15 protein-coding genes are annotated in these 14055 nt (G+C 57.1%); 12 read left to right on the top strand and 3 right to left on the bottom strand.

The annotated features are described in order from the left end of the window. Positions 1–188: 188 nt before the first annotated feature. From H7847_RS20110 to H7847_RS20065, 10 genes are all read left to right on the top strand, one after another. The gene (locus H7847_RS20110; protein ID WP_227271276.1) at positions 189–1571 is read left to right on the top strand and encodes a type II and III secretion system protein family protein; all 1383 of its coding nucleotides are present in this window, start codon (positions 189–191) and stop codon (positions 1569–1571) included. Positions 1572–1575: 4 nt separating this feature from the next. Next, a complete protein-coding gene (locus H7847_RS20105) occupies positions 1576–1965 on the top strand; it encodes a hypothetical protein (RefSeq protein WP_227271275.1) in 390 nt (129 codons plus the stop codon). A gap of 292 nt (positions 1966–2257) precedes the next feature. Then, complete coding sequence (locus tag H7847_RS20100; RefSeq protein ID WP_227271274.1) at positions 2258–3493, top strand: AAA family ATPase; 1236 nt, start codon at positions 2258–2260, stop codon at positions 3491–3493. A 20-nt stretch (positions 3494–3513) separates the two neighbouring features. Then, on the top strand, positions 3514–4956 hold the full coding sequence (locus tag H7847_RS20095; RefSeq protein WP_227271273.1) for a CpaF family protein: 1443 nt from the start codon (positions 3514–3516) through the stop codon (positions 4954–4956). A 46-nt stretch (positions 4957–5002) separates the two neighbouring features. After that, positions 5003–5965: a type II secretion system F family protein gene (locus H7847_RS20090; protein WP_227271272.1), complete on the top strand. Its 963-nt coding sequence runs from the start codon at positions 5003–5005 to the stop codon at positions 5963–5965. 12 nt (positions 5966–5977) lie between these two features. Next, positions 5978–6964, top strand: coding sequence for a type II secretion system F family protein (locus H7847_RS20085; RefSeq protein WP_227271271.1), 987 nt, complete (start codon positions 5978–5980; stop codon positions 6962–6964). Beyond that, on the top strand, positions 6961–7560 hold the full coding sequence (locus H7847_RS20080) for a tetratricopeptide repeat protein (protein WP_227271270.1): 600 nt from the start codon (positions 6961–6963) through the stop codon (positions 7558–7560). Before H7847_RS20085 ends, H7847_RS20080 begins: the two co-directional genes overlap by 4 nt. A gap of 31 nt (positions 7561–7591) precedes the next feature. Next, a complete protein-coding gene (locus tag H7847_RS20075) occupies positions 7592–8449 on the top strand; it encodes a tetratricopeptide repeat protein (protein ID WP_227271269.1) in 858 nt (285 codons plus the stop codon). Between the two features lie 6 nt (positions 8450–8455). Further along, complete coding sequence (locus H7847_RS20070; protein ID WP_227271340.1) at positions 8456–8953, top strand: prepilin peptidase; 498 nt, start codon at positions 8456–8458, stop codon at positions 8951–8953. 79 nt (positions 8954–9032) lie between these two features. Beyond that, the gene (locus H7847_RS20065) at positions 9033–10340 is read left to right on the top strand and encodes a P-loop NTPase family protein (RefSeq protein WP_227271268.1); all 1308 of its coding nucleotides are present in this window, start codon (positions 9033–9035) and stop codon (positions 10338–10340) included. Positions 10341–11285: 945 nt separating this feature from the next. Here the strand turns inward: H7847_RS20065 and H7847_RS20060 are convergent. The 3 genes from H7847_RS20060 to H7847_RS20050 are packed head-to-tail and all read right to left on the bottom strand — an operon-like array spanning position 11286 to position 12452. Continuing rightward, positions 11286–11672 carry a hypothetical protein gene (locus H7847_RS20060; RefSeq protein WP_227271267.1) on the bottom strand — a complete coding sequence of 129 codons (387 nt, stop codon included), beginning with the start codon at positions 11670–11672 and terminating at the stop codon, positions 11286–11288. A gap of 21 nt (positions 11673–11693) precedes the next feature. Beyond that, entirely contained in the window at positions 11694–12089 is a 396-nt protein-coding gene (locus H7847_RS20055; protein WP_227271266.1) for a nucleotidyltransferase domain-containing protein, read from the bottom strand. A gap of 18 nt (positions 12090–12107) precedes the next feature. Continuing rightward, complete coding sequence (locus H7847_RS20050; RefSeq protein WP_227271265.1) at positions 12108–12452, bottom strand: hypothetical protein; 345 nt, start codon at positions 12450–12452, stop codon at positions 12108–12110. 479 nt (positions 12453–12931) lie between these two features. On the opposite strand from H7847_RS20050, the gene H7847_RS20045 reads away from it, so the two are divergent. Next, positions 12932–13660 (top strand): thermonuclease family protein, encoded by a 729-nt coding sequence (locus H7847_RS20045; protein ID WP_227271264.1) that lies wholly within the window; start codon positions 12932–12934, stop codon positions 13658–13660. Between the two features lie 70 nt (positions 13661–13730). After that, positions 13731–14055, top strand: a 325-nt coding sequence (locus H7847_RS20040; RefSeq protein WP_227271263.1) for a transposase, incomplete at its 3' end; no start/stop codon positions are given.

Below are 14055 nucleotides of genomic sequence, written 5' to 3'. Positions count from 1 at the left end.
CCAAAGACTTAGAAGGGCGTCGCTGTCAAAGCGGCGCCTTTCACAATTTTAACGTGTTGCCATTTATCCACATAAAGCTCACCGTAGAACCCATTGATTATTGCAAATAAATCCAAAGCCGCGCACACTGCTACCCATGCGGGCGATAAGACCCGGAACCGAGGCGTGATCAAAAAAGGGCAGGTCACATGAAAATTGATGGAATATTTAGAGCAGCCCTACTTGGGCTGACCCTCAGTGTGAGTGCACTCGCCTTAACGGCGCCAGTGACGGCTCAGGCTGAAACCTTGCGCATCATTGCCAGAGACACCAACGAGACGTTGAGTGTGTCGCAGAACCGCGCAGTTGTTGTTGAAAGCGAAGTTCCTTTCGCTGAGCTCAGCATCGCCAATCCCGGCATTGCTGATATCTCGTCTCTCTCAGATCGTAGCATTTATGTCCTGGGTAAGGTCCCCGGCATTACAACGCTCACACTCTTTGATGCGGCCGGGCAGCTTATCACGAATGTTGAAGTGCGCGTCGCTCCTGATCTGGTCGAGTTCAAAGAGCGCCTGGGGCAGATCCTGCCGGGTGAGAACATCGAAGTGCGCACTGCAAATGATGGCATCGTCCTGTCAGGACAGGTCTCCAGCAGTCAGAGATTGTCGAAAGCGCTTGAACTGGCCGCACGCTACGCGCCTGATCGGGTCTCAAATCTGATGACGGTCGGCGGTGTTCAGCAGGTTATGCTGAAGGTCCGCTTTGCTGAAATGAGTCGTGGTGTTTCGAAATCGCTGCAAAGCTCCTTCTCAATCACTGGCGGAGACGTGTCCGCTGGTGTTGGTCGTGCGATCACCCCCGTCGCGCAAACGGACGCGCAAGGGGCGGTGCTGTTTGACTTCGGTGTCGGGTCGGCTCAGGTGGAGCTTTTGCTTGAAGCGCTTGAAACGAAAGGGGCCGTCCGCACATTGGCCGAACCCAACCTCGTGGCACTTTCCGGACAGGAAGCCAGCTTCCTCGCCGGGGGCGAATATCCTGTTCCTGTGCAAAGCGACGATGGTGTCGGTGTTGAGTTCAAACCTTTCGGTATCGAGCTGAACTTCGTGCCCCGCGTGGTTGACAGAGGACTTATAAATCTTCAACTTTCTGCTGCCTCTTCCAGCATCGACCCCGCGAATGGGATCAGCCTGGGCGGCGGCTTTACAGTCGATGCCTTTGTGCGGCGTGAAACCTCGACCACGGTAGAGATGCGTGACGGTGAAAGCTTTGCGATTGCGGGCCTGCTCGAAGACAACTTCAGCGACAGCATCGCACAGGTGCCTTGGATTGGAGACATTCCGATTCTCGGGGCCTTGTTCCGAAGCACCGATTACGAGCGCAACCAGACCGAGCTGGTCATCATCATCACAGCCCATCTGGTCAGCCCGACCCGTGGGGAGGCGCTGGCCCTGCCCACAGACCGCATCAGGCCGCCAAGCGAAGCCGACCTGTTTCTGAACGGGCGCACGGTCAACAATGTCAATGTCAGCGGCGCTGCGGGTGAAGTCGCCCAGCAAGACTTCAGCGGCTCCTACGGCTATGTGATGGAGTGATCAGATGGACAATCTCATCAACAAATCAACACGTGCTCTGTTTCTGATCGGTGGATTGGCAACCGTCGCGGCCTGTGCTCCGGAAAGTGGTGTAGGGCAATTCTACCGCGAGGCGGGCGCGCAGCTTGACCAGGGCGAATTTGGGAATGCCTCCTTGCACAATCAACTTGTGCAAACCTGCAGAACCAACGGTTTTGGCAGCGGCAAGGTCGGAGCTGCGGAGGCTGATCCGCTGGTTGTTCTCGATCCCGAAAGCACTCAGACCCGTAAGGTGTATCGCGTGCATTGTGACGGCACGCTCGACGGCAAATACGCGGCAATCATTTATCGCGAATATGTTGGGAGTGCTGTACAACCGACCACTGTCGAGGATGCTGACGCGGGCGGCGGATAGCGTCCACAGCTGTTGTCATGAAAACGAAAGGACGGGGCCTCGGCCCCGTCTTTTTTGTTGTGGCCCCCCGGCCCCCACAATTTCGCGGAAGATCGGTTATTGTGTCTAGATACCCAACAATTGGGCGGTTTAAGCCCTAATCTCGCCCAAGTTCACTGCGACTTTCTCTCTCATGGGACACGTATGTCCGACCGGATTAGTCGGATGAGAGCGTCACAGGGGATGTCGGGGTAGCATGAGTTACGGCCCTCTTGCCTCTGTTTCGATCTGAAACACGAAGGATTACGAGGCAATGAGCAGCACAATGCCACAACCGGAAACATCACCCATCGTCGCCTGCACTGTCAGCCGCGATGTGCAGAATTTCGATCTTCTGATTGAGGATATGGAATTGGCGCTTGGTGAGAACTGGGGAGATCTGGGATTTGCCGAAGCGCTCGCCTTTTTCGGACAGCCCGAGGCAAAATCGCTGGAATTCATCGCCCTCGCGATGGATGAAACGGACGAGGAAAACCTTGTTCTGATGGGCGAGATCATTGCACAGGCAAAAGCCCGCAATATCAAGGTGATCCTGATCGCCGAAGATGTCACACCGGCATCGCTGCATTCCCTGTTGCGGCAGGGCGCCGATGAATTTGTCCCCTACCCGCTGCCCGAAAATGAATTGTCCGAAGCCATTGATCGTGTGCGCGCGGCCGAAAAACAACGTGTCTCTGGCGGGAATACGCCCAGACTGCAATCGGATGAACAAAAGGAAGGCGCTGTTATTGTCGTGCACGGCCTGGCAGGCGGCACCGGCGCGACCACCCTGGCCGTCAACCTCGCCTGGGAGTTGGCAACCCAGGACAAGGAAAACGGGCCAAGCGTCTGCCTGATCGATCTTGATCTTCAATATGGGTCGGTCGCGACCTATCTTGACCTGCCCCGTCGCGAGGTTGTTTTCGACATGCTTTCGGATACCGAAGGCATGGACGATGAAATCTTTGGCCAGTCTTTGTTGACCTTTCAGGACAAAATGCAGGTGCTGACCGCGCCCACCGAGATGCTGCCCCTCGATCTGATCTCTTCGGAGGATATAACGCGGGTGCTGGATATGGCGCGCAAGCATTTTGACTACGTTTTGATCGATATGCCATCGACGCTGGTGTCCTGGTCGGAAACGGTGCTGAATGCGGCACATGTCTACTTTGCGGCGATCGAACTGGACATGCGCTGCGCCCAGAACACCCTGCGCTTCAAGCGGGCGCTGCAATCCGAAGACCTCCCGGTGGAAAAGCTGCGCTACGTGATGAACCGGGCGCCGAAATTCACCGATCTGGCGGGCAAGAGCCGGATCAAGCGCATGGCAGAGAGCCTCAGCATCTCCATCGACGTGCACATGCCGGACGGAGGCAAGCCGATCACGCAAGGCTGCGATCATGGTGTGCCGCTCGCGTTGTCCGCCGCCAAGAACCCTTTGCGCCGCGAGATTGCCAAATTGGCGGCCTCCATCCACGAGCTAAACAGTAACGATGCCCAAGCAGCCTGACCCGGTAAAGGAAAACGTGCATGTTCTCGAAGTATAAGAAACAATCCGGTGCGACACCGGCCAGGGCGGATGCCGCACCCGGCGCCGCGCCAAGTGCAGCCCCGGCCCCGGTTGCCAGCACGAACTCGATGCGCAAACCGGCCCAATCCGGACCCGTGCAGGTCACGCCAATGGACAAAGAGCGCAAACGCAAGGAACGCATGGGCGAGATCAAGCTGGATCTGCACCGCGTGCTGCTGGACAACCTGAACCTGTCTGCGCTGGAACACGCCTCAGAGCAGGACCTGCGGCAGGAGATAAGTGCGATTACCAGCGAACATCTGCAGGCCCAGAGCATCGTTCTGAACCGCGAAGACCGCCAGACCCTCACATCCGAACTTTACGACGAAGTGACGGGGCTGGGGCCGCTTGAAACACTGCTCAAAGATGAGACGGTCAACGATATTCTGGTCAACGGCCCCCAGCAGATCTTCGTGGAACGCGAGGGCAAGCTTCAACTGACCGACATTACCTTCAAGGATGAACGGCACCTGTTGCGGATCATCGACAAGATCGTCTCGGCCGTGGGGCGCCGTGTGGATGAAAGCAACCCCTATGTGGACGCCCGCCTCAAGGACGGCTCGCGCTTTAACGCGATGGTGCCGCCGGTCGCCGTCGACGGGTCGCTGGTCTCGATCCGGAAGTTCAAAAAAGACAAGCTCGGGATCGACGATCTGGTCAATTTCGGGGCCTTCACCGAAGAAATGGCGGCCTATCTGCAGGCTGCGGTCGCAACGCGCCTGAATATCATCGTTTCGGGCGGTACAGGCTCCGGTAAAACCACCACGCTCAACGCCTTGTCGTCCTTTATCGACAATGCCGAACGCATCCTGACAATCGAGGATACGGCGGAACTTCAGCTGCAGCAGACCCATGTGGGCCGGATGGAAAGCCGTCCGCCAAACGTCGAGGGCAAGGGCGAGGTCTCCCCCCGCGACTGTCTGAAAAACGCCCTGCGGATGCGCCCGGACCGGATCATCGTCGGCGAGACCCGCGGCGAAGAAGTCATCGACATGTTGCAGGCCATGAACACCGGCCACGACGGGTCCATGACCACGATCCACGCCAACTCTGCCCGCGACGGGATCAGCCGTCTGGAAAACATGATTGCGATGGCCGGGATCGAAATGCCCCTCAAGGCGGTGCGCAGTCAGATCTCTTCGGCCGTGAACCTGATTGTGCAGGCATCCCGTCTGCAGGACGGGTCGCGCCGCATGACCTCGATTACCGAAGTGACGGGGATGGAGGGCGAGGTCATCTCCATGCAGGAAATCTTCCGCTACCAGCGCGTCGGGCTGACGCCGGAGAATAAAATCATCGGTCACTTTACCGCCACGGGCGTGCGCAGCGCCTATGCGGAACGCTTCCGCATGTGGGGTTATGACTTGCCGTCTTCCATCTACGAACCGATCGCGGCCCAATAAGGATATCCGACATGTCCTACCGTTTCGCTACTTGAGGACCTGAAAAATGAGTGCAGAACCAATTATTTACGGCTTGATCTTTGTCGGCGTGCTGGTGCTCGTCGAAGGGCTCTACCTTGTGACATTCGGCAAATCCATCAGCCTCAACAGCCGCGTCAACCGCAGGCTGGAAATGCTCGACAAGGGCACGGGCCGCGAAGAGGTGCTCGAAAAGCTGCGCAAGGAAATGCAGCAGCACATGAAGACAAAGTCCATTCCCCTTTATTCGCTGCTGGGGGAGAAAGCGCAGAAAGCCGCCATCGCCTTCACGCCACGCCAGCTTATCATGATCATGGTCGTGCTTGGGATGGTAGCGTTTCTGGGATTGACCGTCGGCACGGAAACCTCCGTGCCGGTCCGCATCATGATGTCCGTGGGCATCGGCATCGGCGCGGTCTACTTCTGGGTTTCTCACAAAGCCAACAAGCGCCTCGCCATGATTGAAGAGCAGTTGCCGGACGCGGTTGAATTGATGGTGCGCAGCTTGCGGGTCGGCCACCCTTTCTCTTCTGCGGTGCAGATCGTCTCGAAGGAGGTCCAAGACCCCCTGGCCTCTGAAATGGGGATCATTGCAGACGAATCCGCTTACGGGCGGGATGTGGGCGATGCCCTCAAGGAAATGGCGGAACGCCTTGATATGCAGGATTTGCGGTTCCTGGCCGTGGCGGTCAATATCCAGCAAACCTCTGGCGGTAACCTCGCGGAAATTCTGGCTGGGCTGGCCAGGGTGATCCGGGCCCGTTTCCGCCTGTTCCGCCGGGTGAAGGCGATCACAGCGGAGGCGAAATGGTCAGGCAAGTTCCTGTCGGCCTTCCCGATCGTGGCTCTCATCGTCATCAATGTCGGCGATCCGACCTATTATGACGAGGTGCGCGATCACCCGTTCTTTATCCCGGCGTGTTTCGCCGTGGGGATCTTTCTCGGTCTCAATCTGCTGGTCATGCGCATCTTGACCGACATCAAGGTTTAAGGAGCCAACGACATGGAATTTATGAGCAGCCTTAACGCCATTATCGTTGAGTACCTTGGACCGCTGGGGCCGATCATCCTGCTGGGCACGGTGGGCGTCCTCATGGTCATTTTGACAATCTCGATCATGCTGGCGCAACCCGAAGACCCGATGTCCAAGCTCAAAAAGTCGATACAGGCCCCCACCACGAACGAGCCGGAAAAACGCCTGCGCCAGGGCGAACGTAACGAGCAACTACAAAAATTTGCGTCTTTTCTCGAACCCAAGGACGTGGCGGAACTGACCGCGCGCCAGTTGATGTTGCGTCAGGCCGGATACCAAAGCCAGGATGCGGTCCGGTTTTTCCATTTCGCACAGTTCTCGATGGGCATTGCGGGGCTTTTGCTGGCTTTTATCTACCTCACGATTCTCGGTGGTGGCGAAGGATTCAGCACCCAGAAGATGATGGTTTACACGATCGTGCCCGGAGCCATCGGCTACTACCTGCCCGTTTACTGGGTGAAACGCCGCGTTGAAACCCGCAAGGAAGAAATCACCTGTGGCTTTCCCGATAGCCTAGACATGATGCTTGTCTGTGTGGAGGCAGGCCAATCTCTCGACCAATCCATCGTGCGGGTGGCGGGCGAGTTGCATGCCTCCTACCCCGCACTGGCACAGGAATTCGACGTGGTTGCCTATGAGATGAAGGCAGGCAAGGACAAATCCACCGTCCTGAACGATTTCGGAGAGCGCTGCGGCGTTCAGGATGTATCCTCTTTTGTGACCGTTCTGAACCAATCCGCGCAGTTTGGTACCTCGATTGCCGAAGCCTTACGGGTTTATGCAGGCGAGATGCGGGATAAACGGGTCATGCGTGCAGAAGAAGCCGCAAACAAGTTGCCAACCAAGATGACGCTTGCCACTATGATGCTGACCGTTCCGCCTTTGCTGATCATTCTTGTGGGGCCGTCGGTACACGGGATTACACAGCTGGGCAGCTTGGGTGCCGGAGGACAATGAAGACAACACAACGGAGCGCCTGGAGGCGCGTCACCTTTGTGAGTTTGATGATCGGACTGGCCGCTTGTGACAGCACAAGCGGCTTTTCCGCACCAGAAGAGCAGGTGTTGGCCCCCGGTGTCGATCTCGACGCCGAGGCCAGAAACGAAGGTGCCGATACGGTTGAGGTCGGGCACCGATTGATTTCTGCAGGTGAATATGAGCTCGCCATTCGCTCGTTCAATCGGGCGGCGCTCAACCGGGGCAGACTAGACGCTGAAATCCTGTCAGGCTTGGGCACCGCAAACCTTGCCTTGGGACGTCTGGGACAGGCGGAAACGCTGCTGCGCCGCGCCGTGGCCCAGGACGACGCACAGCCGGTCGATTTCAACAACCTTGGCGTATTGCTGATGGAACAGGACAAAACCAACGAGGCGGTGCAGTATTTTCGCCGCGCCTTCGCGTTAAGTAATGGCGAAAACATCGCAATCCGGGACAATTTGCGCTTAGCGCTCGCAAAATCGGAAAATTCTGTTACACCAGAGGTACAAAAAAGCAGTGAATATAAATTGGTGCGACGCGGCAGAAGTGACTTTGTGATCCGCGCGACACCATAAACGAGGCAAGAGCAGAAAAAGGACGCAAAACATGCGCCACCCCTATATTCTTTCCGTCTGCGTTGCAGGCGTGGTTTTTGTTGCGGGCTGTAGTGAAAAGCCCTCCGGAGAAGAAACGGTCGAGCGTGCCTTTCAGGATGTGAATGTTGTTGACGAGTCCAACCTGTCGGATGTGATGCTGACGGTTGCAGATCCGAACGAAGCAATCTCCTATTTCCGACGTACACTCAATGACAATCCTGATCGTATTGACGTACGCCGGGGTCTCGCGACCTCCTATGTGCGGGCAAAGCGCTTTACCGAGGCGGCCGAGGCTTGGGAACAGGTGACGGAATTGGAGGATTCAACAAATGCCGACAGCGTCAGCTATGCAGATGCCCTGATCCGCAGCGGCGATTGGGCGACAGCAGAGCAGGTACTGGACAAGGTTCCGCCAACCCACGAGACCTTCAACCGCTACCGGCTCGAAGCGATGCTCGCAGACAGCAACAAGGAATGGAAAAAAGCGGACAGCTTTTATGAGACAGCCGTCGGGCTGACCACGACGCCGGCCAGTGTTTTCAACAATTGGGGGTATTCCAAGCTGACACGCGGCGATTTCAAAGGCGCAGAACAGATGTTTGGCCAGGCGATCCGCCAGGACACCAGCCTCTTTACCGCCAAGAACAACCTTGTTCTGGCGCGCAGTGCGCAGCGCAAGTACACCCTGCCCGTTGTACCCATGGGCCAGTCGGAACGGGCGCAGCTCCTGCACACAATGGCGCTGTCTGCGGTCAAACAAGGGGACGTGCAAACGGGCAAGTCGCTCTTGCGGGACGCCATCGATACCCACCCGCAGCATTTTGAGGCTGCCGTGCGCGCGCTGGAAGCACTGGAAAACCGCGGCTAAGCTATGATGGCCATTTCCGCCCATGCGGCCTCGTGGTTTGTGCCGTTTGTTCTGCCCATATGCTTTTACGTGGCGTTTACCGATCTGGCGCAGATGAAAATAACCAATAAGGCCGTCCTCGCACTGGGGGCTGTCTTTTTGGTTCTGGGTCCTTTCGTCTTGCCAACCTTCGAAGACTACCTTTGGGGCCTTGGCCATTTTGCGATTGTGCTGGTGTTGGGCATCATCCTGAATGCCGCAGGTGCTATGGGCGCGGGTGACGCAAAATTCCTTTCATTTGCAGCACCTTACGTTGCCCTCGGGGATCTCTACCTGTTGCTTATCATGTTTTGCGCGGTTCTGATTGCAGCCTTTGTGACCCACCGGGCGGCGCGGGCGAGCCCCTTGCGCAGGCTGGCCCCGGACTGGGAAAGCTGGGCGCAGAAAAAGAAGTTTCCGATGGGGTTGGCCCTCGGCCCCGCCCTTGCCCTTTATCTGTGCCTTGGTGCCCTCAATGGTGCCTGAATTCCGCCATTTTCGCCTTCTATTTTGCTGATCAAAGCGCGAAAGCGTTTCACGACAAAGCAGCACCTGAGGCACATCAATGAACATGCAGACGGCCAATGTGATGGCACCGCCTCCCCCGCGGACCCTGGGGGACATGAAACTCTCCACCGTGATGATGCGGGATATCATCCTCAAAACCATGTTCCGCAAGAATGTGGATATGGTGAGCGAGCTGAGCAAAGCCGTCTGTCTGCCGATCCCCGTCACGCAAGAACTTGTCGACATGGCCCGCAGCCAGCGCCTGCTGGAGGCCACCGGCACGCTGAACGCCAATAACGGCAATGAAATGGGTTACCAACTGACCGAGCAGGGCAAGGCGCGTGCGCTCGATGCCTTGGCGCAGTCCGAATACTTCGGCCCGATGCCCGTGCCGCTGGACGTCTACCGCGAACAGGTCGAACGCCAGTCGATCCGCAACATTCAGGTCACGCGAGATCAATTGACAGGGGCCATGGGGCATCTGGTTTTGCCTGAAACCCTGCTGGATCAGCTTGGGCCTGCGGTCTCTGCCGGTCGCTCGATCCTGATGTATGGCCCGCCCGGTAACGGTAAATCGTCGATCTCGAACGGCATCCGCGACGCCCTGGGCGACAATGTCTTTGTACCGCGCGCCATCGAATACGCAGGTCAGGTCATCACCGTCTACGACCCGATCGTGCATGTGGCCGTGGCCGAAGAAGAGGAAGACCCAACTTGCCTGCGCCGGACCACACGGTTTGACCAACGCTATGTCAAATGCGAACGCCCAACGGTGATTACAGGGGGCGAGCTGTCGCTGGATATGCTCGATCTGGTCTACAATCCGACCGCCCGCACCTATCAGGCCCCGCTGCAATTGAAATCCACCGGTGGCATCTTCATCGTCGACGACCTTGGCCGCCAGGCAGAACCGCCGCAGGCGCTTGTGAACCGCTGGATCGTCCCGCTGGAGGAAGGCAAAGATATCCTGTCGCTGCAATCGGGTGAGAAGTTCGAAGTGCCCTTTGACACGCTGGTGATCTTTTCCACCAACTTCCACCCCAATGAGATCTTTGACCAGGCGGCCCTGCGGCGGATCTTTTTCAAGATCAAGATCGACGGCCCGCATCAGGAAAACTTCCTCAAGATTTTCGCCATGGTCGCCAAGAAGCGCAAGATGCCGCTGGATGAGGCGACCCTGGTGCATCTGCTCAAGGTGAAATACCCCGAGATCGAAAACATCTATGCGAACTACCAGCCGATCTTTCTGATCGACCAGATGATCTCCATCTGCGAGTTCGAGGGCATCCCCTACCAGATGCGCCCCGACCTTTTGGACCGCGCCTGGGCAAACATGTTCGTGAAAGACGAAAAGATCGTGAAGTGAGCGTTGCCCATTCCCGAAAATGAACCTTGCGATGCCGGGCAAACCTGCACCAAATTTGGCTAATCTCTTATGAAATAGCCGCTCAGAGCCCATTTTACCGAATGCTGCGATAAGCGCGAATGTTGGCCCTCTGTGGTGGGGTCGAAAAGTGACAAAATCAAAGTAGGTTTTGCCGAGGGTTTATAGCACAAGAATGTGCAATGGTTTCGGTCGTTGAGCGGTCGGCGCTACAAACGGTTCTCTGATTGCGGCTTTGTCGAGCGGGTGAGCGGTGTATCCGCCGGGGGTCATGGTTCTCTCCGAGGTTGCAGAGTTAGCGCCTCATGATGGTGTTCGGTGGCAAACCGTCTCCAATGTCGTTTGGGGGGTGAGCAGGCGGCCCTGCGTCCCAACCGGTTTTTCGAGATCGGTCAAGCTCCGTCCCTTCGGGACATTGCTCCCCGCCGCCAGGGCGGGAATTGAGATCAGGTGGTGGCCTCCGTCGTGCATTGATACTCCGTTTCGTTCTTCCACAGCGTCAGCATTAGCACAGCGATCTTGCGGGCTGTTGCGACCGCCGCTTTGCGGGACCCTCGTCGTCCAGACAGGCGGGCAGCCCAACTCTTCAGCGGCGCGCAGCGTTTGTGCTACCCGCTCCGCAGCCTGCAGCCTCCACATTTCCGCAAATGCAGCACTATGCCCGCTAGAATATCCCAAGGATTCAAAGGGTTTGTTTTTCCATGTGTCGCGCCTGGACGAAAGATGTATTCGGAGAACTAACGCGCATCCACTGTCGTCTGCGACAGCGGCTCCCTCGAGGCGGGGGATGACGTCACCTTCATCATGAGCTGCGCCAGACACACCGCCAATACCGCACCGGTTCGGCCACCTTGTACGATTGCCGCGCGCGTACCGTTTGCAACCTGGGCTGTTCGAGCGGCGGCTGGCAGGTGATACGGCACGTAGCTACACTTTCGGGTGGATGGGCGTTCGCTCCGACCAGTTCCAACCTGTTAGCCGTGCTATCTCATCTTCAAAGTCACAAGACGCCACAACTTTTGCACCTTTGCCACGTAGACCAATAACTAGCTGGCTTAGGTCAGAAATGTGTTTATCTGGTTTGGCAGTGCCATTTGGTTCGATGAAAGCCCCATACGGATAGAAAAGGAAACCATCTTCCTCATTTTGGCGTCCAGGGTTCACATCCAAAGAAACTTCCAAATCAAGCTCCATCGCTGAAGCGATGATTGATCGGCCAGACCGTGTTCCTGCTAAAAGCTCAGTTGCGCTCTCTGCAAGTGCTTCGAATTCATCCCAATAATCAATATAAAGACGACAGGTTAGATCAGTCATAACATTCTCACCTTACAGGTATCATTGGCGGGTTATCGAATGGACCGCCCGCCCGGATGATTGACATATCAACCCCATTCCAAGTTCAACCTCTAGCTCGCGCGCCAGATTGCGGAGACCCGCTTCACCACGGTGAATTCGTCCTTGCTGAATAGTCATATTAGGTGTCCTTTCAGCGGCAGAACCCGGACTAGGATTCAAAATGCGCTTCGGTACAATGTTGGGGTCGTAGATGATTTGCGAAAAACGGTCTGGAGAAACGCGAATAGCAACATCAATGTCCGATCCAGCGCGGGCTGTACCACCAGCCCGACTACCTTGCACCAAAATATCGTCTCCAAGACCCAGCTCATTTGCTCTTGCACGAACACGCTCAGACAAGTTTCTGAACTGTTCAGGTGATAAGCCTTGTGGCATTCGCCCACCGCGAACCCTCTACAAAATCCTTGTCTTGGCCATGCCCCTTGCGATGAGGACGCCTGCCCCGCTTAGCAACACCGCCCCGACACCGCCTGTGGCACCGCCGATTGCAGCCCCGTCGAAGCGCTCTACAACGCCGCCTTCGTCATGGCCGGCGCCTGCTGCCGTACCCGTGACCACGCCGGGGGTTGCGGTCGCGCGCATCGTGCCAAGAGCCCCTCTGCCTGCGCGAACGGAATTCACCGCGGCGCCGCCGACGGGAATGAAGACAGTGGGTATGGCTCCAACAAGTTCGCCACCCAGATACGAGCCGGGATTTGCGATCTGGTGCTGGCGCATGATCTGACGTTGTGCTTCCACGATTTCCTGATAGCTGCGGTCGTCGAAAATGCTATTGAGGCGCGCTCCAAGCTCTTCGTCCCAACCAAAGGTAACGCCTTGAAGAACACCTGCGCGGACACTTTCGTCGCCTCTTGGTGGTCGGGTCGCTGTTGCGATCTGATATTGCGACCAAGCCTAGTCTTGGTAAGGCTTGTAAAACTTTTTTAAGGCCGCTTCTGGACCATCCCCAAAGATAGCTTCGCCGATCGCGCCTGGAATGCGGCTCAAACCACTGGCACCACGACCGGAACCCCCAAGGAATCCTTGGTCAGCAAAAACGCCGTCGCCGTTTCTCGCCCGGCAAGAAGCGGGCCGTGAATACCATGGCGAACCGTCTCAAATGGCACGCCATACCGGATTGCGCCCGTCGCAAATCAGGGCGCGTGGCGGCTGGCAGTACCACTGGTCTGTCCTGCCTCCAGAGGCGCGGAAGGCGCTGCTCGCAGAGTAGGTCAAGCATGAAGGCACCCGACCGGATCGGGGTCAGGCCTGGGTCGATCACTCTGCTTTCCTCGGTGGGCCGTGCAGATGTCCAGTCCATCACGATCAAGGGTGCATTGAGTGTGTTTGACGGTGACACGTTGGAAATCGGGCCCGTGCTGATCCGATTGCACGGGATCGATGCGCCGGAGAACGGGCAAACCTGCTCCTCTGCAGATGGCGGGAAATGGCAGTGCGGTGCGGCGTCTTCTCAGCGTTTGTCAGCTCTGATCGACGGCAGAGAAGTCACATGTGGTGCCCGCAACAGAGATCCCTGTGGCCGCATCGTGGCAAGCTGCGAGGTTAGCGGGGTGGATCTCGGAGCAACCCTCGTGGGCGAAGGGTTGGCATGGGCCTTTGTTGAATACAGCGACGACTATGTCGCTCTCGAAACGCAAACCCGGTCAAGATATCTGGGCGTCTGGCAGGCCCCGACGCAGACACCCTGGGACTACCGCGACGACAAATGGCACCGGGCCGTCGCCTCAGCGCCGCAGGGATGCCCGACCAAGGGCAACATCAGCCCCGGAAAGGCGACGCGGAAAATCTATCACACGCCCTGGTCGCCCAATTACGGCAATACCAAGATCGACACCAAAAGGGTGAGCGCTGGTTCTGCGACGAAGGCGAGGCACGCCAGGCGGGATGGGTCGCGGTGGCTTCAAGGTAGAGAACTGCGAAGGTCCGGTTCGAGCTTATTTTGTTGAAGAAGTCGGAGTTGCTTTGGGCCAAGTCGTTTGCTTCGCTTCCTATTGTAAGATGAGGAGGGATTTGACGATGATGGGTGTTGAGGAAGCTCCAGCGCGGTTGTTTTACGACTTTGATCTTGAGGCACACGTCCCTGCGGACCATCTTCTGCGCGAGATTGATCGGTTTCTGGATGTTGACACGATCCGCCAGCGACTCGGACCGCATTATAGCCATCTAGGCCGTCCTTCGATTGACCCGGAGCTGGTCATGCGGAGGTTGGTGATTGGCTATGTTCTGGGCATCCGATCTGAGAGACGTCTGTGTGATGAAGTCCATCTGAACCTGGCTTATCGGTGGTTCTGTCGTCTTGGCATTGATGGCAAAGTGCCGGATCACAGCACCTTCTCAAAAT

Origin of the sequence: Roseobacter weihaiensis (genome assembly GCF_020622345.1) — a bacterium.
GTDB classification, from domain to species: domain Bacteria; phylum Pseudomonadota; class Alphaproteobacteria; order Rhodobacterales; family Rhodobacteraceae; genus Roseobacter; species Roseobacter weihaiensis.
Note: the sequence above shows the minus strand (reverse complement) of the source record. Positions and strands in the feature narration are given on the sequence as shown.